Below are 21,485 nucleotides of genomic sequence, written 5' to 3'. Positions count from 1 at the left end.
GAGAAGCCGGTCAGCCCGATATCCTCGCTTCCGGGTCGGCCCGAGGTGGGCCGTGTGCGGGTTTCCGAGGAGGTGGGTCCGGTCGTCGGGACCGATGACGCGGCCGTGTCGGGCGCTGCTGGCGCCGACCAGGGCCGACCGGAGGGCGAACAGCTCACCGGCGACGAACTGGCCGAGGCGATCGGCGAGGACACCTTCCGGGTGTCCGAGAACGAGAGCGAGCAGGCCAGGCGCGCACGCTTCGAGCGCGACGCGCTCGGCTACCTGGACCCGATGTACTCGGCGGCGCTGCGGATGACCCGCAACCCGGCCGATGCGGAGGACCTGCTCCAGGAGGCGTTCGCCAAGGCGTACGCGTCGTTCCACCAGTTCCGTGAGGGCACCAACCTCAAGGCCTGGCTGTACCGCATCCTCACCAACACGTTCATCAACTCGTACCGCAAGAAGCAGCGCGAACCCCAGCGCACCGCGGCCGAGGAGATCGAGGACTGGCAGCTGGCGCGCGCCGAGTCGCACATGTCGACCGGGCTGCGCTCGGCCGAGGCGCAGGCGCTCGACCACCTGCCGGACAGCGACGTGAAGGACGCGCTCCAGGCCATCCCGGAGGAATTCCGGATCGCGGTGTACCTCGCGGACGTCGAGGGCTTTGCGTACAAGGAGATCGCGGACATCATGGGTACACCCATCGGTACGGTGATGTCCCGACTGCACCGTGGCCGCCGTCAGTTGCGCGGCATGCTGGAGGACTACGCCCGCGAGCGGGGGCTGGTCCCGGCCGGTACCGGTGCAGGGCAGGAAGCGAAGGGCGCGGGCTCATGAGCTGCGGCGATCCGCACGAGACCGAGTGCGGAGAGGTGCTCGACCACCTCTACGAATTCCTCGACAACGAGATGCCCGAGGGCGACTGCGCCAAGCTGCGGGTGCACTTCGACGAGTGCTCGCCGTGCTTGGAGAAGTACGGCCTGGAGCAGGCGATCAAGGCGCTGATCAAGCGCTCCTGCGGGTGCGACGCGCCCCCGACCGACCTGCGGGCCAAGGTGCTGGCCCGGATCGACTCGATCCGCACCCAGCGCTCGGGAGAGGTGGACACCTCGGTGATCGAGGTGTCCGCGGTGAGCGTCGAGGTGACGGTCGACGGAACGGCCGGACACGGCTCCGCGGTGGCGACCGCCGAGTAGCACTCACTCGATCGGGTGAGCTGTCGCTGCTCCGGCTGCGGCAATACGCGATCGTGCGCCGCACCCGCGCGGGCGGGCCCTATTCTCTGACGAGTCCTCACGTCGGAGGGCCCGGAACGGGCTGGGGAGGCCGAGATCGCCAGCGGAAGCGAACGCCAGCGGAGCGCCGCCGCCCTGCCGGGGCGGGCCCTGGGCTACCTGGCCGCCGTCCTGGCGGCCGCGTTCGCGGTGCTGCTCCCGCTGGCCGTCGCCGGCCCCCGGCCCGACTGGCCCCGGATCGGCCTGCTGGCCCTGCTGCACATGTGCCTGGAGTCGCTGGCGCAGGGCGCCCGCACCCCGTGCGCCCGGGTCTGGCGCCGGCTGCGCGGCCGCCCCGCCGACGAGGCCCCGGCCGACCCGCGGGGCAGCGGCTTCTTCCCGGTGCTGTTCGCGGGCGTGCTGATGCTGCCGCCCGCCGCGGCCGCCCTGGTCGCCCTGCCCGGGGCGCTGCTCGGCCCGGCCGCCCACCCGCGCGGGCTGCGCCGGGTGTGGAACGCCGCCCAACTGGCCCTGGCCGCGGCCGCCGCCGCCGAGGTGTTCCGGCTGCTCGGCGGGGTCCGGCTGCTGCTCGGCACCCGCTTCCCCGGCGCCGCGCTGGGCGCGCTGGGCGCGATCCTGACGTTCTGTCTGGTCAACGGCGTGCTGGTGGCCGGCATGGTCCGGCTGACCTGCGGCGCCGCCGGGCCCGGCGCGGCCCGGGCGCTGCGCCGGGCCGCGCCCGCCGCGCTGCTGCACGGCGCGGGCGGCCTGATGATCGCGGTGCTGTGGCAGGGCCCGTACGGGGCGTTCGCCGCCGTGCTCGGGCTGCTGCCGCTGACCATCACCGCCTGGCTGTCCGCGCAGGGCCACCGCGAGCGGACCGCGCACCGGGCCACCGTCCAGGCCCTGGTGCAAGCCGTGGAGATCAAGGACGCGTACACCCGCGGCCACAGCGAACGGGTCGGCCGGGCCTCGGTGCTGATCGCCCGCCAGCTCGGCCTGGCCGAGGACCGGATCCGCACCCTGCACTTCGCCGGGACGCTGCACGACGTCGGCAAGCTCGCCGTCGCCACCGAACTGCTGCGCCGCAACGGGCCGCTGACCGACGCCGAGCGGCGCGCCGTCGAGGTGCACCCGGTGTTCGGGCACGAGCTGGTGCGGCAGCTGGACTTCCTCGGCGAGGGCCGCGACGGCATCCTGCACCACCACGAGCGGATGGACGGCCGCGGCTACCCGCACGGGCTGACCGGGGAGCGGATCCCCGAGTTCGCCCGGATCATCTCGGTCGCCGACGCCTTCGACTCGATGACCTCCACCCGCTCCTACCGGCGCGGCCGTCCCGTCCCCGAGGCGGTCGCCGAACTGGAGCGGTGCGCCGGCAGCCAGTTCGACCCGGTGATGGTCGGCGCGCTGGTCGAGGCCGTCGCCGAGCACGGCTGGCAGCCCGAACCGCCGCCGCCCGGCGGCTGGGACGGCGAGGTGCCGGACATCCCGCTCGGCGTGCCCGAGCCGGCCCGGCTGCCCCAGCAGTCCGGCACCGGCCTGCCGGCCGGGGGAGCGGCGTGAACACCCGCCGCCGCCCGGTCCCGGCCGACCTGCTGCTCGCCGCGGCCGTCACGCTCGGGGCCGCCGCCGTCCTGCACGCGCTGGCCGACGGCGTCGCCCAGCGCGGCGTCGCCCTGGCCTTCGCCGTGCTGATCGGCCTCGGCCAGTGCGCCGGGCCCGCGCTGCCCGGCGACCGCGAACCCGCGCCCGTCGCCACCGCCGTCGCCCTCGCGTACGCGCTGCTCGGGCCGCTGCACGGGCTGCCCACCACGCACGGGATGCTGCAGGTCGCGGGCGTCACCGCGGTCGGCACCCTGCTCGGGCTCGGCGCCCAGCTCGCCGGGCAGTGGGCGCTGGCCGCCGTCCGGCACCGGCCGCGCGCCCCGCTGGCCGGCCTGGACGCCGCCGCCCGCCGACTGGTCACCGTGGCGTTCGCCGCCCTGCTGTTCCAGCCGCTGTACAACTCCGGCGTCACCGACCGGATGCCCGGACCCGCCTACGGGGCGCTGCTCGCCGGGGTCGCCGCGCTGACCGCGCTCGGCGACGCGGTGCTGGCCGCCGTCCAGCAGTGCGCCCGCACCGGGTTGCGGTACGCCGCCGCGCTGGACGACCAGCTGCACGCGCTGCTCGGCATCGGCTCCGCGCAGGTCGCCACCGGACTGCTGCTGAGCCTGCTCGCCGGGGAGGCCGGGCTGTGGGCGCTGCCGGTGTTCTGCCTGCCGCTGATCCTCGCCCAGGCGTCGTTCCGGCGGGCCGTCGCGGTGCGGGCCACCACCGGGCAGACCATCGAGACGCTGGCCCGGGCCACCGAGATCGCCGGGTACACCACCCCCGGGCACGCCCGCCGGGTCGCCGACACGGCGTGCGCGCTGGGGCGCGAACTCGGCCTCGGCAGCCGGGAACTGACGCTGCTCGAGTACGCCGCGCTGATGCACGACATCGGGCAGCTGTCGCTGGTCGAGCCCGTCCCGGGCGGGGCCACCGCGCTGCTGCCGGACGGCGAGCAGCAGCGGATCGCCCGGCTCGGCAGCGAGGTGATCCAGCGCACCGGGGTGCCTCGGCAGGTGTGGCAGCAGGTCGCGAGGCTGGCCGACCCGTGCCGCCTCGCCGACGGCCGGCACGACCCCACCCTGCCGCTGGCCTCCCGGATCATCCGGGTCGCCAACGCCCACGACGACCTGCGCACCGCCGCCGCCGACCGCCCCCGGGCCGGGCTGCTCGACCCGCTGGAGCACCTGCGGCTGGACGCCGGGCACGGCTACGACCCGGTGGTGCTGGACGCGCTGGCCCGGCTCGGCCGCCGCGGCCACCGCGCCGCCCGCGGCCCGGACCGCCGCTGCCGCCCGGCGGCCTGAATGGCCGCGCGGGGCGCGCGGCCGGGGGCGGGCGTGGTTGGATGCGGTCGTGGCGGGAAGACCCGGAGGCGGGGCGACCCGGTGACGACCGACGGCAAGGGACCAACGTGAGGATCTTCCACCGCGCACGGCACCGTCCGTCGGCGACCTGGCGGCAGACCACCGACCGTGCGTTCACCCTGATCGGAGACGGCCGCTACGAGGACGCCGGGGCGTTGCTGGTGATGGCCGCCGACCTGGAACCGTGGCTGTCCGACTCCTGGTTCAACCTGGCCCTGCTGCACAAGTTCCGCCGCGACTGGGAGCAGGCCCGCTCGGCCGGCCTGCGCGCCGTCGCGCTGCTCGACCGCCAGCACGGCGCCCCGGACTGGTGGAACCTCGGCATCACCGCCACCGCCCTGCAGGACTGGCCGCTGGCCCGCCGCGCCTGGCAGGCGTACGGGCTGCGGCTGCCCGGCGGGCCCGGGCTGGACGGGCCGATCGAGCTGGACCTGGGCACCACCCCGGTGCGGCTGTCCCCGGACGGCGAGTCCGAGGTGGTGTGGGGGCGGCGGCTCGACCCGGCCCGGATCGAGGTGCTGTCCATCCCGCTGCCGTCCTCCGGCCGCCGCTGGGGCGAGGTGGTGCTGCACGACGGCGCCCCGCACGGCGAGCGGGTCGCCGACGGCGTCGCCTACCCGGTCTTCGACGAGATCGAGCTGTGGGCGCCGTCGCCCGTGCCGACCTGGGTGGTGCTGCTGCAGGCCGCCACCGCCACCGACCGGGACGCGCTGGAGAAGACGGTGGCCGACGCCGGGTACGCCGCCGAGGACTGGACGTCCTCGGTGCGGCTGCTGTGCCGCACCTGCTCGGAGTCCCGGATGGCCATCGACGACGGCCACACCGCGCACCACGACCCGCACGACGACGGCGACCCGCTGCACCCCGGCCACCTCAGCCACCTCAGCCAGGGCTCGGCCGGCGGCCCCTGGCAGGTCGAGCGGGAGTGCGGGATCGCCGCGCCGGCCGGCCTGGTCCGGGCCCTGCTGGAGCGCTGGGCCGCGGCCTCCCCGGCCACCCGCGCCTACCGGGACCTCGAAGAGGTCTGCTGACCCGGGGCCGCCCGCGGCCGGACCGCGCCCCGTACCCTGGACCGGTACACCAGGCGGATGCGGACGAAAGCGGAACCGAGCGATGGCCGAGCAGCACGACCACGAGCACGCGCACGAGGACGAGGGGACCGGGCCCCGGCGGGTGGTCGGCGAGGAGCCCGACCTGACCAGGGGCACCGCCCGTCCGATCACCGTGGTCGGCAACCCGGTGCTGCACCGCGAGGTCAGGACCGTCACCGCGTTCGACGGCGAGCTGTCCGCGCTGATCGACGACATGTTCCAGTCGATGTACGCGGCGGAGGGCGTCGGCCTGGCCGCCAACCAGATCGGCGTCGACCTGAAGGTCTTCGTCTACGACTGCCCCGACGACGAGGGCGTCCGGCACATCGGGCACGTGGTCAACCCGGTGCTGGAGGAGCTGCCGGCCGGCCGCCGGGCGCTGGACGACGGCCAGGAGGGCTGCCTGTCGGTGCCCACCGCCTACCAGGAGCTGGCCCGCCCCGACTACGCGGCCGTCACCGGCCAGGACAAGGACGGCAACCCCGTCCGGGTCGAGGGCACCGGCTTCTTCGCCCGCTGCCTGCAGCACGAGACCGACCACCTGTACGGGTACCTGTACATCGACCGGCTCTCCAAGCGGGACCGCAAGGACGCGCTGCGGCAGATGGCCGACGGCACCCCCAAGTACGCCACCGTCCCGAACGGCTGACGGTACGGCGGAGGGCCGCACCCCCGCGGGGGTGCGGCCCTCCGTGCTGTCCTGCGGGCCGGCGGCGGCCTAGAAGTCGTCGTCGAAGGAGACCGAGCCCTCGACGGCGATCTGGTAGGCGGAGACCCGGCGCTCGAAGAAGTTGGTCAGCTCCTGGACGTTCTGCAGCTCCATGAAGCCGAACGGGTTGGTGGAGCCGTACCGGACCGGCAGGCCGAGGCGGGCCAGGCGCTGGTCGGCGACCGCCTGGAGGTACTCGCGCATCGACTCGGTGTTCATGCCGGGCAGGCCCTCGCCGCACAGGTCGCGGGCGAACTGGAGCTCGGCCTCGACGGCCTCCTCCAGCATCTCGGTGACCTGCTGGGCCATCTTGTCGTCGAAGAGGTCGGGCTCCTCCGCGCGGACGGTGTCGACCACCGACATCGCGAAGTCCATGTGCATCGACTCGTCGCGGAACACCCAGTTGGTGCCGGTGGCCAGGCCGTGCAGCAGGCCGCGGCTGCGGAACCAGTACACGTAGGCGAACGCGCCGTAGAAGAACAGGCCCTCGACGCAGGCAGCGAAGCAGATCAGGTTGAGCAGGAAGGCCCGGCGGTCGTCCTTGGACTGCAGCGAGTCGATGTGGTCGACCGCGTTCATGTACTTGAAGCAGAACTGGGCCTTCTGCGCGATGGAGGGGATGTTCTCCACCGCGGCGAAGGCGGCGTTGCGGTCCTCCGGGTCGGGCAGGTAGGTGTCCAGCAGCGTCAGGTAGAACTGGACGTGCACGGCCTCCTCGAACAGCTGCCGCGACAGGTAGAGGCGGGCCTCGGGGGAGTTGATGTGCTTGTAGAGGCTCAGCACCACGTTGTTGGAGACGATCGAGTCGCCGGTGGCGAAGAACGCGACCAGCCGGCCGATCATGTGCCGCTCGCCCTCGGAGAGCTTGGCGAGGTCGGCGACGTCGGAGTGCAGGTCCACCTCCTCCACGGTCCAGGTGTTCTTGATCGCGTCCCGGTACCGGTCGTAGAACGACGGGTAGCGCATCGGACGCAGCGTCAGCTCGAAGCCCGGGTCGAGCAGCATCTTCTTCTGGTCTTCGGAGCTCATTACTGGCAGGCCTCGCAGGACTCGGGGTTCTCCAGCGAGCAGGCGATGGCGTCCTGCTCGGCCTGGGAGAGGGAGGGGGTCTGCACCGGGACGGGGGCGGCGGTGCGGGCGGCTCCGGACGCGGCCTGGGCGATCCGGGTCGCCGGGCGGGAGCGCAGGTAGTAGGTGGTCTTCAGACCGACCTTCCAGGCGTAGGAGTACATCGAGGAGAGCTTGCCGATGGTCGGCGCCGCCATGAACAGGTTCAGCGACTGGCTCTGGTCGATGTACGGCTGCCGGGCGGCGGCCAGGTCGATCAGCGCGCGCTGCGGCAGCTCCCACGCCGTGCGGTACAGCGAACGGACCTCCTGCGGCAGCCAGTTGAACTCCTGGATGGAGCCGTTGGCGTCGCGCAGCGCGTCCCGGGTGGTCTGGTCCCAGACGCCCAGCTCCTTGAGCTCGCGCACCAGGTACGGGTTGACCTGGAGGAACTCGCCGGACAGGGTCTCGCGCTTGAACAGGTTGGAGACCTGCGGCTCGATGCACTCGTAGACGCCCGCGATGGACGCGATGGTCGCGGTCGGGGCGATGGCGAGCAGCAGCGAGTTGCGCAGGCCGACCTCGGCGATCCGGGCGCGCAGCGCGTCCCAGCGCTCGGTCCACTGCGGGTTCGCGGCACCGAAGTGGTCGACGTGCAGCTGGCCGCGGGCGGCCCGGGTCTCGCCGTACGCCTCGTGCCGGCCGAACTGCTCGGCCAGGTCGGCGGAGCGCTCGTACGCGGTGAGCATGATGCGCTCGGCGATCAGGGTGGAGAGGGCGACCGCCTCGGCGGAGTCGAAGTCGATCCGCAGCTGGAAGAAGACGTCCTGCAGGCCCATCACGCCCAGGCCGACCGGGCGCCAGCGGGAGTTGGACGTCCCGGCCTCGGTGGTCGGGTAGAAGTTGATGTCGATCACGCGGTCGAGGAAGGTCACCGCGGTGCGGACGGTGGCGTCCAGGCGGTCCCAGTCCATCGCGTTCAACAGGTCGGCGGCGGTGGCGCCGGGGGCGACGTGCGCGCCCAGGTTGACCGAGCCGAGGTTGCAGACCGCGGTCTCGGAGTCGTCGGTGACCTCCAGGATCTCGGTGCACAGGTTCGAGGAGTGCACCGTGCGGCCCGGCAGCGCGGTCTGGTTGGCGGCCCGGTTGGAGGCGTCCTTGAAGGTCATCCAGCCGTTGCCGGTCTGCGCCAGGGTGCGCATCATCCGGGCGTACAGGGTCTGCGCGGGGATGGTGCGCACGGCCTTGCCCGCCAGCTCGGCCTTCACGTACGCCTCGTCGAACTCGGCGCCCCACAGGTCGACCAGCTCCGGCACGTCCGCCGGGGAGAACAGCGACCAGTCGGCGTTGGCGTTGACCCGGCGCATGAACTCGTCCGGGATCCAGTGCGCCAGGTTCAGGTTGTGGGTCCGGCGGGCCTCCTCGCCGGTGTTGTCGCGGAGCTCCAGGAACTCCTCGATGTCGGCGTGCCAGGTCTCCAGGTACACGCAGGCCGCGCCCTTGCGCCGGCCGCCCTGGTTGACCGCCGCCACGGAGGAGTCCAGGGTGCGCAGGAACGGCACGATGCCGTTCGACTGGCCGTTGGTGCCGCGGATCAGCGAGCCGCGGGAGCGGATCCGCGAGTAGGACAGGCCGATGCCGCCGGCGTGCTTGGACAGCCGGGCGATCTGCGCGTACCGGTTGTAGATCGAGTCCAGGTTGTCCAGCGGCGAGTCCAGCAGGTAGCAGGAGGACATCTGCGGGTGCCGGGTGCCGGAGTTGAACAGCGTCGGCGAGCTGGTCAGGTACTCCAGCCGGCTCATCAGGGCGTACAGCTCGGCGACCTCGCGCACCGACTCCTCGGTGGTGCCGACCGCCAGGCCCGCCGCCACCCGCAGCAGGAAGTGCTGCGGGGTCTCGACGACCTTGCGGGTGATCGGGTGGCGCAGCAGGTAGCGGGACTGCACGGTGCGCAGGCCGAAGTACTCGAAGCGGTCGTCGGCCGCCTCGTCGATCAGCGAGTCGAACAGGCCGGCGTGCTCGGCCACGAACGCGGCGGTGGCGTCGCCGATCAGGCCCTCGGCGTGGCCCACGGCCACCGAGGAGGAGAACGAGGTGACCTGCTGGGTCGCGGCCTCGTCGCGGATCTCCAGCGCCAGCAGGCGGGCGGCCAGCTTCGAGTACTGCGGGTCCTCGGCGATCATCGACGCGGCGGCCTCCACGGCCAGCCCGCGCAGCTCGGCGAAGTCCGAACCGGCGTGGCGGCCGCGCAGCGCGGCGGCGGCGACGTGGCCGGGGTCCACCTGGGGGAGGTCGGTGCTGCGGTCGGTGAGCAGCCGGAGCAGCGCCGCACCGGGATCGGTGAAGGCGTCGGCGGATCCCTGGGACGGCAGGGTGACTGAGGCGGCGACGGTCAAGGCGCACTCTCTCCTGTGGCGGCGGCGGACGTGGCTCGGGTGTCCGGGACCGCACGCGGCCAGGGGAGGGCAGCACGAAGGAACGAGAACGCGTTCCGGCGCGCCGAAGACCACCCCCGGTCCGCCCGCGAGACCGGACGGCAAAGCTGTGCTGCATGGCGTCTGCGGGGATGCCGTGTCGCACACCGTCGGCAGGTCCTCGGACTGCGCGGGCGTCGCTGCAGCCCGCTCACCGTTGCGGGGCAGTCCCGGACTTCCACCGGATTCCCCTGCGTCGACAGCGAGAGTGAGCATACATGTTGTGGTGGCTGGATCTGGAAGCACCAGATGTAGTAGCGCGTGTCGCGTCGGCGGTGCCGCGCGTAGACAACGAAACTGCCCGGGAACCGCCTCAGAACCGCATCGTGTAGACCCACAGGTCCATTCCGGGCGCCGCCGACCAGTCCCGCCCGGGGGTGCGGACGAAGCCCAGCGCGTCGTAGATCCGGTGCGCGGCGGTCATCGACGGCCGGGTGGAGAACGCCATCCCGGCCAGTCCGAGTTCCCGGCTGCGCCCGATCGCCGCCGCCACCAGCGCCCGGCCGACGCCGCGGCCGCGGGCCGCCGCGCCGACCGCGAGCATCCGGATCTCGCCCTCGCCGGGCCCGGCGACGTCCGCCCACGCGGTGCCGCCGGGCGCGAAGGTCACGCAGCCGAGCACGGCTCCCGCGTCGTCGACGGCGACCAGGACCTCGGCCTCCCGGTCGCGGCGGGCGGCGTCGCGCAGGAGGTCGACGTACGGGGAGTCGGGGCGGGTGTGGCCGTCGCCGACGAAGGCCTCGACGCTGACCTCCCCGGCTCCGGCGAGGTCGCGCTCCAGGGCGCGGCGGACGGTCGGGGAGTGCATCCGGACAGTGTGCCGGACGGCCCCCGGCGGGGATCGGCCAGGTCCGGGTCGAAGGGGTAGCCGGTCGGCCGGTGCACGACGTCGCGGCCGGTCCGGCCGTTGCGGTCCAGGTCGCGGCCGACCAGGACGCCGAGGAGTCCGAAACTGCCGATGAGGCCCAGCAGGGCGAGCGCGGTGGTCATGCCTCCACTGTCCCGGCGGGCCGGGGCCGCCACGAGTGGCAGGAACGCACCATTGCCACGAAATCCTGCCACTGCCATCCTGGCCCCATGCGGATGCTGAACAACGTCGCCGTCGTCGTGCTGGAAGAGATCCACCCCTTCGAACTCGGGGTGGCCTGCGAGGTGTTCGGCCTGGACCGGAGCGAGTCCGGCCTGCCGGTCTACGACTTCGCCCTGGTCGGCGACCGCCCCGGCCCGATGCGCACCCACGCCGGCTTCACCGTCGACGTCCCGCACGGCCCCGAACGGATCGCCGAGGCCGACCTGGTGATCGCCACCGCCACCGGCATCCGCACCCACTACCCCGAGGCGCTCTGCGCGGCGCTGCGGGCCGCCCACGACCGCGGCGCCCACCTGCTGTCGATCTGCTCCGGCAGCTTCCTGCTCGGCGCGGCCGGCCTGCTCGACGGCCGCCGCTGCACCACCCACTGGCGCTACGCCGACCTGATGGCCGAGCGCTTCCCGCTGAGCACCGTCGAACCCGGCGTGCTGTACGTCGACGACCACCCGGTGATCACCTCGGCCGGCACCGCCGCCGGCATCGACGCCTGCCTGCACCTGGTCCGCAAGGTGCAGGGCGCCGAGGTGGCCCGGGAGATCGCCCGCCGGATGGTGGTCGCCCCGCACCGGGACGGCGGGCAGGCCCAGTTCATCAACCGCCCGGTGCCCGAGGGCGGCGGCGAGTCGCTGGCCGGGGTGCTGGAGTGGATGCGCCGCCACCTCGACCGGGAGACCGGCGTCGACCAGCTCGCCCGGCTCGCCCACATGTCGCCGCGGACCTTCGCCCGCCGCTTCCGCGAGGAGACCGGCACCACCCCGCACCGCTGGCTCACCGGCCAACGGGTGCTGTTCGCGCAGCGCCTGCTGGAGTCCACCGGGGAGGGCGTGGACGCGATCGCCGCCCGCTGCGGCTTCGGCAACGCCGCCACCCTGCGGCACCACTTCGGCCGCCGGCTCGGCACCACCCCGCAGGCCTACCGGCGGGCCTTCGGCGGCCCGCGCCGGGTCACCGGGCCGCAGCACCAGGACGCCTGAGGCTGCGCACCACGGACCCGGGACGGAGGGACGGGACGGGGGCGGAGGACGGGGACGGGGGGACGGGACGGGAGCAGGAGCAGGGCGGTCGGGCTCGGGAAGCTGTTGCCGGGAGCCGGGAGCCGGGAAGCTGTCGTCAGGCCGCAGCACCAGGGAGCCCGAGCGGGGCGCTGCGGCAGCCGGCGGGGTGGGCCGGGGCAGGCCGGGCCGGGGCGGGCCGGTCTCAGGGCGACAGGTGCTCGGTCCGGTTCCACCCGGCGGGGCGCAGCCGCCCCTCGCGGGACCGCCACAGGCTGGTCGAGCAGTTCGCCACCGGCGGCAGCGCCAGCAGCTCCTCCTCGGCCGGCCGCTCCAGCACGTGCCGCAGCATCAGCACCGTGCAGTCGTGCGCCACCACCAGCACCGGCCGGCCCGCCTCCTCCTCGCCCAGGTCGCGCAGCAGGTCGCGCACCCGCAGCGCCACGTCCAGCCAGGACTCGCCGCCCGGCGGCCGGTAGTACAGCTCGCCCATCCGGCGCCGCCGCTCGGCCTCCGCCGGGTGGTCGCGCTCGATCGCGGCCTTGGTCAGCATCTCCAGCACGCCCAGCTCGCGGTCCCGCAGCCGCTCGTCGTAGCGCACCGGCAGCCCGACCGGGACGGCGCCCAGCCCGGACGCCTGGGCCAGCGCGATCCGGGCGGTCTCCGCGGTGCGCACGTACGGCGAGCACCACACCGAGCGGGGCCGGTCGGCGGGCGGTCGCCCGGCCCACCAGCGGCCCAGGTCGCGGGCCTGGTCCTGGCCGTGCAGGGAGAGCGGGATGTCGGCGTCCCGGCAGGTGATCGGGACGGAGAGCGCGCCGCTGGCGTCCGCGTGCCGGAACTCCACGTTGGCGGTGGACTCCCCGTGCCGGGTGGCGATCAGGACCGAGGGCAGTCTCGGCCCCCCGTCCGGCTGCGGGGCCTCCGGTCGGTGCCCGTTGCGTACCGTGGTGAGGTCGGTCATGGCGGCGGCTCCCCGTGGTCGGTGGCGCGTGCGGTGCGCCCGTCTCTCCCGGGTCTCTCCAGTGAACGGGCAGTCATAACAGATGGTCGCGCCGTCACCCCAGTGTCGATCGGGGCAACGGCGCGACCACAGGGCGCACGGTGGGGAGGTCTGCGCCCCCGGTGCGTCAGTGCGCCGCCGCGGGCTGTGGAGCGCGCTCCACGGCCTCGTCGCCGGCCTCCGCGGAGTAGTCCGCCTTCGAGGTCTCGTCGGCCCCCTCGGGGGCCTTCAGGGCCCGCAGCACCAGCGTCAGGACCACCGCCACCGCCAGGTTCAGCACGAACGCGGTCAGACCGATGTAGCCGGTCTCCCCGATCACCGGGATCTTCGCGTTGCTGCCGCCGAAGTGCTTGGTGGCCGCCGAGGACACCCCCCACGCCATCCAGGTGCCGTACACCATGCCGACCGCCCAGCCCGCCAGCAGCGCCCAGCGGTGGAACCACCGGGTGAACAGGCCCGCCACCAGCGCCACCGCGGTCTGCAGGATCCACAGGCCGCCCAGCAGCTGGAAGTTGATCGCCACCTGCTTGTCCATCCGCAGCACGAACACCAGCGCGCCGACCTTCACCAGCAGCGAGGCGATCTTCGCCACCCGGGTCTCCTCGGCCGGCGTCGCGTCCGGCTTCAGGAACTCCTTGTACACGTTGCGGGTGAACAGGTTCGCCGCCGCGATCGACATGATCGCGGCCGGCACCAGCGCGCCGATCCCGATCGCCGCGAACGCCACCCCGGCGAACCAGGACGGGAACATGTCCGCGAACAGCTGCGGCACCGCCAGCTGGCTGTTGTAGCCCTTCACGCCCTTGCCCACCCCGGCCGCGATCGCCAGGAAGCCCAGCAGCGCCAGCAGCCCCAGCATCAGCGAGTACGCCGGCATGATCGCCATGTTCCGGCGCACCGTGTTGCGCGACTTCGACGCCAGCACGCCCGTCACCGAGTGCGGGTACATGAACAGCGCCAGCGCCGACCCGAACGCCAGCGTCGCGTACGCCCACTGCCCGGACGGCCCGACCACCAGCGCCCCGCTCGGCTTCCCGGTCGGCCCCGGCGTGGCGAACTTGTGCTGCGCCGCGTCGAACACGTGCCCGTAGCCGCCCAGCCGCATCGGGATGTAGACCACCGCCACGATGATCACGATGTAGATCAGCGCGTCCTTGACGAACGCGATCAGCGCCGGCGCCCGCAGCCCCGAGGAGTACGTGTACGCGGCCAGCACGCCGAACGCGATGAACAGCGGCAGGTCCTTCAGGAACCAGTTGCCGCTGCCGCCCACGCCCAGCACGTCCAGCACCGCCTGGATGCCCACCAGCTGCAGCGCCACGTACGGCATGGTCGCCAGGATGCCGGTCAGCGCCACCGCCACCGACAGCCCGCGCGAGCCGTACCGGCCGCGCACGAAGTCCGCCGGCGTCACGTACCCGTGCACCCGCGAGACCGACCACAGCCGGGGCAGGAACAGGAACACCAGCGGGTACGCGATGATCGTGTACGGCACCGCGAAGAAGCCCGCCGCGCCCGCCGCGTAGATCGCCGCCGGCACCGCGATGAACGTGTACGCGGTGTACAGGTCGCCGCCCAGCAGGAACCAGGTGATCCAGGTGCCGAAGCTCCGGCCGCCCAGCCCCCACTCGTGCAGGTGCTCGGCGTCCGCGGCCCGGCGCCAGCGGGAGGCCAGGAAGCCCATCACCGTCACCGCGGCGAAGAACAGCAGGAAGACCGTCATCGCGGTCCAGTCCACGTGCTTCACGACAGCCCCCCGTCCGACGGCCGGGCGGGCAGGGCCGGTCCGGAGCCGGCGGAGGCGGCCTTGCGGGCCGCCTCGTCGCGCCGGATCAGCAGGTACGCGGCACCGGTGAACAGCGCCGACACCGGCACCCACATCAGCTGGTACCAGTAGAAGAACGGCAGGCCGCCGAACTCGGGGGAGGTCTTGCTGTAGGACGGCACCCACAGCACCACCACGATCGGCACCAGCAGGCACAGGCCCGCCAGCACCCGGGCGGGGGAGACCACGGGCGGTGCGCCCGGGGCAGGGACTTGCGACGACGACACGAGCGGCTCCCGGATGACGAGGAGTCACCTCAGTGGCACCGCAACGCACATGCCTGTGCGCCCGCCGAGCAGCACCCTCGGTGATCGAAAGGTCCCCGAGAGGCTAGGGCAGCGGAGCGACCCGTGTCACTACCCTGTCAACCCGGATCGCCCCGGTACCCCGAACAGGTCAGGCCGCCGGGCCGCCCGGCCGGGCCGCCCGGTCCAGGACGGCCGGTTCAGGACGGCCGGTTCAGGACGGCCGGTTCAGGACGGCCGGTTCAGGCGGGTGATGAACTTGTAGCGGTCGCCCCGGTAGATCGAGCGCACCCACTCGACCGGCGCGCCGTCCGCGTCGAAGGAGTGCCGGGACAGCTGCAGCATCGGCAGGCCCAGGTCGGAGCCGAGCAGGCCGGCCTCGCGCGGGTTGGCCAGGGTGGTCTCGATGGTCTCCTCGGCCTCCGCGACCGTCACCCCGTAGACCTCGCGCAGCGCGGTGTACAGCGAGTTGTGCTTGGCCAGGTTGCGCCGGAGCGCGGGGAAGCGCTTGGCGGACAGGTGCGCCACCTCGATCGCCATCGGGTCGCCGTTGGCCAGCCGCAGGCGCTCGATCCGCAGCACCCGGCCGCCGGGCTTGATGTCCAGCAGCGGGGCGAGCCGGTCGTCGGCCGAGATGTAGGCGACCTCGACCAGCCGGGAGGTCGGCTCCAGGCCCTGGGCCCGCATGTCCTCGGTGTACGAGGTGAGCTGGAGGGCCTGGGCGACCTTCGGCTTGGCCACGAAGGTGCCCTTGCCCTGGATGCGCTCCAGCCGGCCCTCGACGACCAGCTCCTGCAGGGCCTGCCGGACGGTGGTGCGCGAGGTGTCGAACTGGGCGGCCAGCGCGCGCTCCGGCGGGACCGGCGTGCCGGCCGGCTGGGTCTCGGTCAGCTGCAGCAGGTGCCGCTTGAGCCCGTAGTACTTGGGGACCCGGGCCGTGGCGGTGGCAGGGCCGGTCTGGGTCGGCACGGTGGAGCCCTCGGCGAGCGCCGCCGTGTCCCTGTCGCCACTCATGGCAGCTCTCACTCCTCGTTGGAGGCGGTCCCTTAACGGACCCCTAAGTCCTATGTAACAGCACATGTTTGCACGCACGGGAGACCGGAGGTGAGCCCCGGCCGCATTCGCGCCCCCGCGGCGGGCCCGCGGGCGGGTACGCGACGGGCCCGGAACGGGCGCCTGGCGCCCGCCCCGGGCCCGCCCCGAGTGTCTCAGCCGGCCTTGGCGGCCGTCACCGCGAGCCCCGCCAGGGCCTCCGCGGCGGCGATCGCGCAGACCCGCGAACCGCCGTAGGTGGCCAGCGTGGTCACCCCGCTCGGGGCGAACAGCTCGGCCGTCCCGTGGGCGGTGCCGATCTCCACCACGACCGCGTCCGGCCGGTGCTCGACCAGGGCCAGCGCGGCCCGGCGCATCCAGCCGTGCCGGTGCGCGTCGCGCACCACCAGCACCAGCGGGCGGCCGACCGCCGCGCCGAGCAGCGGGGCGGTGTCGATCTCGGCGTCCTCGGCGGCCACCGCGACGTGCAGCAGGCCGGAGCCCTCGGTCACGGTCGCGGGCGGGGCGACCCGGCTGGAGGTGGTGCCGGGCACCAGCTCGGCCAGCGGGCCGGCCACGCCCCACGGGGTCTCGTCGCCGGCCGCGATGTTCGCGCCGGGGGAGAACTCGACCACGTGCGGGACGCCGCCCAGCGGGCGCAGCTCGCCGGTGACCCGCAGCGCCCGGCGGGCGGCGGTCAGGCCGACGCCGACCTCGGCCTGCTGGCCGACCAGCGAGGCCCGCAGCCCGGACGACCAGCGGGCGACGGCCCGGTTGCGCTCGGCGGCCTCGTGCAGCCGCTCGGCGGACAGCCGGCCCTCGCGGACCGCCCAGACCAGGGCGTCGCGCAGGTAGACGAAGGCGTCCTCGTCCTGCAGGCCGCCGCCGACGCAGATGGTGTCGGCGCCGGCCGCGACGGCCCGGACCGAGCCGGCCGCGACGCCGTGGGTGCCGGAGATGGCGCCCATCTCGATGCCGTCGGTGACGATCAGCCCGTCGAAGCCGAGCTCCTCGCGGAGCAGGCCGGTGAGGATGCGCTGCGACATGGTCGCGGGCAGCTGGGCGTCGTAGGCGTCGAACAGGATGTGCGCGGTCATGATGCTCTTCACGCCGGCCGCGATGGCGGCGCGGAAGGGCAGCAGGTGCGCGGCGAACTGGTCCAGGGCCAGGTCGATCCGGGGCAGCCCGAGGTGCGAGTCGCCGGCCGTGTCGCCGTGGCCGGGGAAGTGCTTGGCGCAGGCCGCGACGCCCGCGGACTGCAGGCCGCGGACGTACGCGGCGGTGTGCCGGGCGGCCAGCTCGCCGTCGCCGCCGAAGGAGCGGACGCCGATCACCGGGTTGTCCGGGTTGGAGTTGACGTCCGCGTCGGGCGCGTAGTTGAGGTTCACGCCGACGCTGGACAGGTCGAAGCCGATGGAGCGGGCGACCCGCTCGGTGAGGTCGGTGTCGTCGACCTCGCCGAGCGCCAGGTTGCCCGGGTAGGAGGAACCGCTGACCACCTCGAGGCGGGTGACGTCGCCGCCCTCCTCGTCGGTGGCGACCAGCAGGTCGCCGTTGAGCGCGTACAGCTCCGAGGTCAGCGCGGCGACCTGCTGCGGGGTGCGGATGTTGCGGCCGAACAGGGCGACGCCGCCGAGTTCGCCGTCGCCCAGTCTGCGGCGCAGCCACTCCGGCGCGGTCAGACCGGCGAAGCCGGGCTGCAGGACCGCTCCGGCGTCGCGGAGGAGATCGGCGCTTTCCGTACCGGGCATCGCCTTGGTTCCTTCCCTGGAGGTGAGAGAGGTGTTTCAGGTGCAGTGGGGGTGGGGGAGGGGGCTTAGCCCTTGACCGCACCGGCGGTGAGACCCGCCGACACCTTCTTCTGGAAGAACACGAACAGGATGATCACGGGCAGCGAGACCAGCAGGCCGCCGGCCATCTGCGCGCCGTAGTCCGCGCCGCGGGTGGGAGTGGTCGAGTAGAACGTCAGCCAGGTCATCGAGGTGTTCATGCCGCTGGTGCCCAGCAGGGTCTTGGCGACGATGAACTCGTTCCAGGCCTGGATCCAGCTGTAGACCGAGGTGGTGATCAGGCCGGGCAGGGTGAGCGGCAGGATGACGCGGAAGAACGCGCCCCACTGGGTGCAGCCGTCGACCATCGCGGCCTCGTCCAGCTCCGCCGGGATGTTCACGATGAAGGAGCGCAGCGTCCAGATCACGTACGGGACGGTGAAGACCAGGTAGGCGAGGATGACGCCGAACAGGCCGCCGGTCATGTTGAGGCTGTTCATCACCACGAACAGCGGGATGATGATCGCCAGCAGCGGCACCATCTGGACCACCAGCATGGTGACGATGAAGAAGTTGCGGCCGCGGAAGTTGAACCGGGCCACGCCGACCGCCGCCAGGAAGCCGACCGCGACGCCCAGCACGACCGCGCCGAGGGTCAGCACCAGGGTGTGGCCGAGGCTGGGCAGGAACTGGTCGTCGTCGAAGATCGTCCGGTAGCTGTCGAGCGAGAACGAGGAGGGCCAGAAGGTCGGGTCCTTGGAGATCAGGTCCCGGTTCGTCTTGAACGTGGTGATGATCATCCAGTAGATCGGGAAGGCCATCACGACCGCCACGACCAGGGCGACGGTGTTCCAGACCCAGGTCATGGCGCCGCTGCGGCCGACCTCGGTCTCCTTGGACTTCTTCCGCTTGGCCGGGGCGAGCGGCAGCGGGGTCTTCGGAGCGGTGGTGGAGACGTCCGTGGTCATCGCTCGTTGGCTCCGATCTTGAGCATCTGGCGGATGTAGTACACGAGAACCGCCAGCATCATGACGATCATGGCGATCGAGATCACCGAGGCTTCGCTGTACCGGGAGGCGACGATGCCCTGCATGTACAGGTAGGTGCCGATGGTCCGGTAGCCGGGTTCGGGCGAGGTGTTGCGCAGCGCGAAGATCTGCGCGAAGACCTGGAAGTCCCAGATGAAGCTCAGCGCGGTGGAGATCATCAGGAACGGCCGGATGACCGGCAGGGTGACGTTGCGGAACGCCTGGAAGCTGTTGGCGCCGTCCAGCTTGGCGGCCTCCATCAGCTCCTTGGGCACCTGGGTCAGCGCGGCGTACAGGCCCAGGACGAGGAAGGGCAGCGCGCCCCAGATGACGACCGCGGCGCCGACCACGTAGAGGCCGACGTGCGCGTCCGCGAACCAGTCGTAGTTCTTCCAGCTCTCGTCGCCGGTGACCAGGTACGCGATGTAGTCGACGACGCCGCCCTGCGGGGAGAACAGCCAGCGGAACACCTGGCCGTTGACCAGGGCCGGGATCGACCAGACGAACATCATCACCGTGATCACGGTGACCCGGACCCAGTTGGAGACCCGGTTGAGCAGCAGTGCCAGCGCCATGGACAGCACCATGGAGAGGATGACCAGCTCCGCGGTGAAGTAGATCGAGCGGAGCACGACCTCCCAGAACTCGCTGTCGCCGAAGACCCGGGAGAAGCCGTCGAAGCCGACGTACTTCGCCCGCTCCGGGTGGACCAGCAGCGCGTACTTGTTGACGTTCTGGAACGCCAGGTCGATCAGCCGGTACAGCGGGTACGCCAGAACGCCCGCCAGTACGACGACCGCGGGCAGCAGCAGGGTGTAGGGGATGTAATGGCCGGCCGCGAAGAACCCGCGCCGCTGCGGCTTCCCCGTCGGGGCAGGCCCCTGGTTCTCGGACCGGGTCACGGTCTCGTTGGTGGTCACACTCATCAGGGTCCTTCCCGGGCCCGCGGATCTGGTCGGTCCTGGCGCACGGGTGGGCAGTCCGCGGTATCGCGGACTGCCCACCCCCTTATCCGGCGCTCAGTGCGGTGGTCCGTCCGGGGAGCACCGTTGGACTCCCCGGGCCGACCTGCGGTTCAGCTGGAGCTGGATCAGCCGTTCAGGGTCTTCAGGAGGTCGTCGTTCGCCTTCTTCAGCTCGGTGGCCGGGTCGCCACCGGCGGCGATCGCACCGAAGGCGGTCTTCAGCGCGGTCTCGTTGGTGCCGGACCACAGCGGGGTGTTCGGGATGAACCAGGTCTCGCCCTGGGCCGCGTCACCGGTCGCCTTGTTCGCCGGGTCGGCGGCCTTGTAGGCGTCGACCAGGTTCTTGGCGTTCGGGATGGCGTGCTTGGCGAGCAGGGTCTGCTGCGCGGTGTTGGTGAAGATCTGCAGGAAGGTCGCGCCCAGGCCGGCGTTCTTGGCGTTGGTCGGGACGGCCAGGTCGGAGCCGCCCAGGAAGGCCGGGGTGGTGCTGCCGGCCGCGGCGCCCGGGAGGGCGAAGGTGCCGAGCTTGTCCTTCAGGGACGGGTCGCCGGTCTTCGGGTCGGCCACGGAGGAGACCTCCCAGCCGTTGCCGACGATGGAGGCGATGTTGCCCTTGGCCATCAGGGCGTCCTGGGTGGCCTCGTCGGAGGTGGTGCCACCGGTGGAGAAGTTCTTCTGCAGGTCGTTCCAGGTCGAGATGCCCTCGACGAACTTCGGGTCGGCCAGGGTGCTGGCCCACTTGTCGCCGTCCTTCTTGGCGATGACGTTCTTCACGCCGTAGGTGCCCGCGCCGAAGGAGACGGCGGTGTACCAGTTCTGACCCGGCAGGTACATCGCGGAGAAGCCCGGGGTGCTGGCGTTGGCGGCCTTGACCTTGGTCAGGGCGTCCTTCAGCTCGGCCAGGGTGGTCGGGGCCTGGGTGACACCGGCGGCCTCGAAGAGGTCCTTGCGGTAGATCACGACGCGGGCGCCGGCGTAGTACGGGACGGCGTAGGTCTTGGAGCCGTCGGGGGACTGGCCGGAGGCGGCCAGCGAGTCCAGCCACTTGTCCGAGTTGTCGAACTTGCTCTTGACCGAGGTGAGGTCGACGAACGAGTCGGCGTCGATGTACTTGGCGGCCTGGGTGTTGCCGACCTCGATCGCGTCGGGGGCGTTGCCCGAGAGCAGGGCGGTGTCGAGCTTGGTGGTGTAGTTGGTCCAGGTCTGCCACTGGATGTCGACGTCGGCGCCGGTCTTCTGCTTGAACTCGGCCTTCGCCGCCTCGACGACCTCGTTCCAGCCCTTCTGGGCGTCGTCCATCAGCCAGACGGTGATCTTCTTGCCCTTGCCGTCCGTGCTCAGGACATCACCGCTCGACTTGCTGCCGGACGAAGACGACGAGCAGGCCGAGGCGACGAGCACGGTGGCGATAGCGGCCACGGCTGCGATCTTGCGGTTCAAACCATCCTCCAGAGGGATGAGCAAGGTAGGGCACCGGGCTGCTGGGCCGACTGGCCTGGAGCTGCGTTGTGCCGTATGTGGGGAACGTCACCGGGTGACACGGGCACGAACTGCCGGGGCCGGCGGGTCGGTCCGTGAGGTGGAGTAGACCATTGGTTTAGACCAACGCCTGGAGGTTGGCATGGACCAATGACGAGCGTCAAGGGTTCAAAGAGCGGTTGCACAAGCCGTTATCAACGCTTGACTCGGCCGTGTTGGACTGGACCAACCCCGGGAGGAAATGGGACCTATCGGGACACCTCGCCGCCGCGGCGGCGGAGCGGGTGGTCCGGGACCGCATATTTGTGCGGTCATGTCAAGGGCGGGTTCGGGCCCGGACGCCGACCCGGCGCCGGCCGCGGCCGGGCCGGACGCCGACCCCCGTGCCCGTCGCTCCCGTGCCCGCGCGTGGGGCGCGCTCGCGTGCGAGGCGCCCCCGCGCGGGCCCGCGGGCCCCGGGCCGGGCCGAAAGCGGCGGAGTTTCCCGGCCGAATGGCGCGGGCCGAATACCGGGCCCCGGCCGCCCCCGGATTTCCCCGTCGCGGCCGCGAAAAACCGGCCGGCAATCACCGCCGGGAGTT

The 21,485-nt window shown here is 72.6% G+C and carries 18 protein-coding genes and 1 riboswitch; of the genes, 7 read left to right on the top strand and 11 right to left on the bottom strand.

Features of this window, described 5'->3' with window-relative positions; all coding sequences use genetic code 11:
• Positions 1-168: 168 nt before the first annotated feature.
• The 6 genes from EDD39_RS01585 (at position 169) to def (ending at position 5,896) form a co-directional block, all read left to right on the top strand.
• Positions 169-819, top strand: coding sequence for a sigma-70 family RNA polymerase sigma factor (locus EDD39_RS01585; RefSeq protein ID WP_051828030.1), 651 nt, complete (start codon positions 169-171; stop codon positions 817-819).
• The gene (gene rsrA / locus EDD39_RS01580) at positions 816-1,178 is read left to right on the top strand and encodes a mycothiol system anti-sigma-R factor (protein WP_030462816.1); all 363 of its coding nucleotides are present in this window, start codon (positions 816-818) and stop codon (positions 1,176-1,178) included. Before EDD39_RS01585 ends, rsrA begins: the two co-directional genes overlap by 4 nt.
• Before the next feature lie 189 nt (positions 1,179-1,367).
• Positions 1,368-2,762 (top strand): HD-GYP domain-containing protein, encoded by a 1,395-nt coding sequence (locus EDD39_RS01575; RefSeq protein WP_123553025.1) that lies wholly within the window; start codon positions 1,368-1,370, stop codon positions 2,760-2,762.
• Complete coding sequence (locus tag EDD39_RS01570; RefSeq protein ID WP_123553024.1) at positions 2,759-4,096, top strand: HD-GYP domain-containing protein; 1,338 nt, start codon at positions 2,759-2,761, stop codon at positions 4,094-4,096. Before EDD39_RS01575 ends, EDD39_RS01570 begins: the two co-directional genes overlap by 4 nt.
• Positions 4,097-4,203: 107 nt before the next feature.
• A complete protein-coding gene (locus tag EDD39_RS01565) occupies positions 4,204-5,187 on the top strand; it encodes a tetratricopeptide repeat protein (RefSeq protein ID WP_123553023.1) in 984 nt (327 codons plus the stop codon).
• A gap of 82 nt (positions 5,188-5,269) precedes the next feature.
• Positions 5,270-5,896 carry a peptide deformylase gene (gene def, locus EDD39_RS01560; protein WP_123553022.1) on the top strand — a complete coding sequence of 209 codons (627 nt, stop codon included), beginning with the start codon at positions 5,270-5,272 and terminating at the stop codon, positions 5,894-5,896.
• A 69-nt stretch (positions 5,897-5,965) separates the two neighbouring features.
• Here def and EDD39_RS01555 read toward each other — a convergent pair whose 3' ends face one another.
• The 3 genes from EDD39_RS01555 to EDD39_RS01545 all read right to left on the bottom strand — a co-directional run bounded on the left by EDD39_RS01555 (position 5,966) and on the right by EDD39_RS01545 (position 10,285).
• Positions 5,966-6,985, bottom strand: coding sequence for a ribonucleotide-diphosphate reductase subunit beta (locus EDD39_RS01555; protein ID WP_123553021.1), 1,020 nt, complete (start codon positions 6,983-6,985; stop codon positions 5,966-5,968).
• Complete coding sequence (locus EDD39_RS01550; RefSeq protein WP_123553020.1) at positions 6,985-9,399, bottom strand: ribonucleoside-diphosphate reductase subunit alpha; 2,415 nt, start codon at positions 9,397-9,399, stop codon at positions 6,985-6,987. Before EDD39_RS01550 ends, EDD39_RS01555 begins: the two co-directional genes overlap by 1 nt.
• Before the next feature lie 173 nt (positions 9,400-9,572).
• Positions 9,573-9,699, bottom strand: a riboswitch (cobalamin riboswitch).
• A gap of 91 nt (positions 9,700-9,790) precedes the next feature.
• Complete coding sequence (locus EDD39_RS01545) at positions 9,791-10,285, bottom strand: GNAT family N-acetyltransferase (RefSeq protein ID WP_123553018.1); 495 nt, start codon at positions 10,283-10,285, stop codon at positions 9,791-9,793.
• Positions 10,286-10,560: 275 nt separating this feature from the next.
• On the opposite strand from EDD39_RS01545, the gene EDD39_RS01540 reads away from it, so the two are divergent.
• Entirely contained in the window at positions 10,561-11,541 is a 981-nt protein-coding gene (locus EDD39_RS01540) for a helix-turn-helix domain-containing protein (RefSeq protein WP_123560035.1), read from the top strand.
• 223 nt (positions 11,542-11,764) lie between these two features.
• On the opposite strand, the gene EDD39_RS01535 is transcribed toward EDD39_RS01540, so the two are convergent.
• From EDD39_RS01535 to EDD39_RS01500, 8 genes are all read right to left on the bottom strand, one after another.
• On the bottom strand, positions 11,765-12,523 hold the full coding sequence (locus EDD39_RS01535; protein WP_123553016.1) for a histidine phosphatase family protein: 759 nt from the start codon (positions 12,521-12,523) through the stop codon (positions 11,765-11,767).
• Positions 12,524-12,689: 166 nt separating this feature from the next.
• A complete protein-coding gene (gene mctP / locus EDD39_RS01530) occupies positions 12,690-14,285 on the bottom strand; it encodes a monocarboxylate uptake permease MctP (RefSeq protein ID WP_123560033.1) in 1,596 nt (531 codons plus the stop codon).
• Positions 14,286-14,305: 20 nt separating this feature from the next.
• Positions 14,306-14,614 (bottom strand): DUF3311 domain-containing protein, encoded by a 309-nt coding sequence (locus EDD39_RS01525; RefSeq protein WP_123553014.1) that lies wholly within the window; start codon positions 14,612-14,614, stop codon positions 14,306-14,308.
• A 246-nt stretch (positions 14,615-14,860) separates the two neighbouring features.
• Positions 14,861-15,646, bottom strand: coding sequence for a GntR family transcriptional regulator (locus tag EDD39_RS01520; RefSeq protein ID WP_030457805.1), 786 nt, complete (start codon positions 15,644-15,646; stop codon positions 14,861-14,863).
• Positions 15,647-15,840: 194 nt separating this feature from the next.
• Positions 15,841-17,415, bottom strand: coding sequence for a glycoside hydrolase family 3 protein (locus EDD39_RS01515; RefSeq protein WP_123553012.1), 1,575 nt, complete (start codon positions 17,413-17,415; stop codon positions 15,841-15,843).
• A gap of 65 nt (positions 17,416-17,480) precedes the next feature.
• Entirely contained in the window at positions 17,481-18,401 is a 921-nt protein-coding gene (locus tag EDD39_RS01510; protein ID WP_123553010.1) for a carbohydrate ABC transporter permease, read from the bottom strand.
• Positions 18,398-19,387 (bottom strand): carbohydrate ABC transporter permease, encoded by a 990-nt coding sequence (locus EDD39_RS01505; protein ID WP_244256562.1) that lies wholly within the window; start codon positions 19,385-19,387, stop codon positions 18,398-18,400. The genes EDD39_RS01510 and EDD39_RS01505 overlap by 4 nt, the downstream gene beginning before the upstream one ends.
• 164 nt (positions 19,388-19,551) lie before the next feature.
• The gene (locus tag EDD39_RS01500) at positions 19,552-20,844 is read right to left on the bottom strand and encodes an extracellular solute-binding protein (RefSeq protein WP_244256561.1); all 1,293 of its coding nucleotides are present in this window, start codon (positions 20,842-20,844) and stop codon (positions 19,552-19,554) included.
• Positions 20,845-21,485 lie beyond the last annotated feature (641 nt).

It is taken from the genome of Kitasatospora cineracea (genome assembly GCF_003751605.1).
In the GTDB taxonomy this organism is placed as follows: Bacteria; Actinomycetota; Actinomycetes; order Streptomycetales; family Streptomycetaceae; genus Kitasatospora; species Kitasatospora cineracea.
Note: the sequence above shows the minus strand (reverse complement) of the source record. Positions and strands in the feature narration are given on the sequence as shown.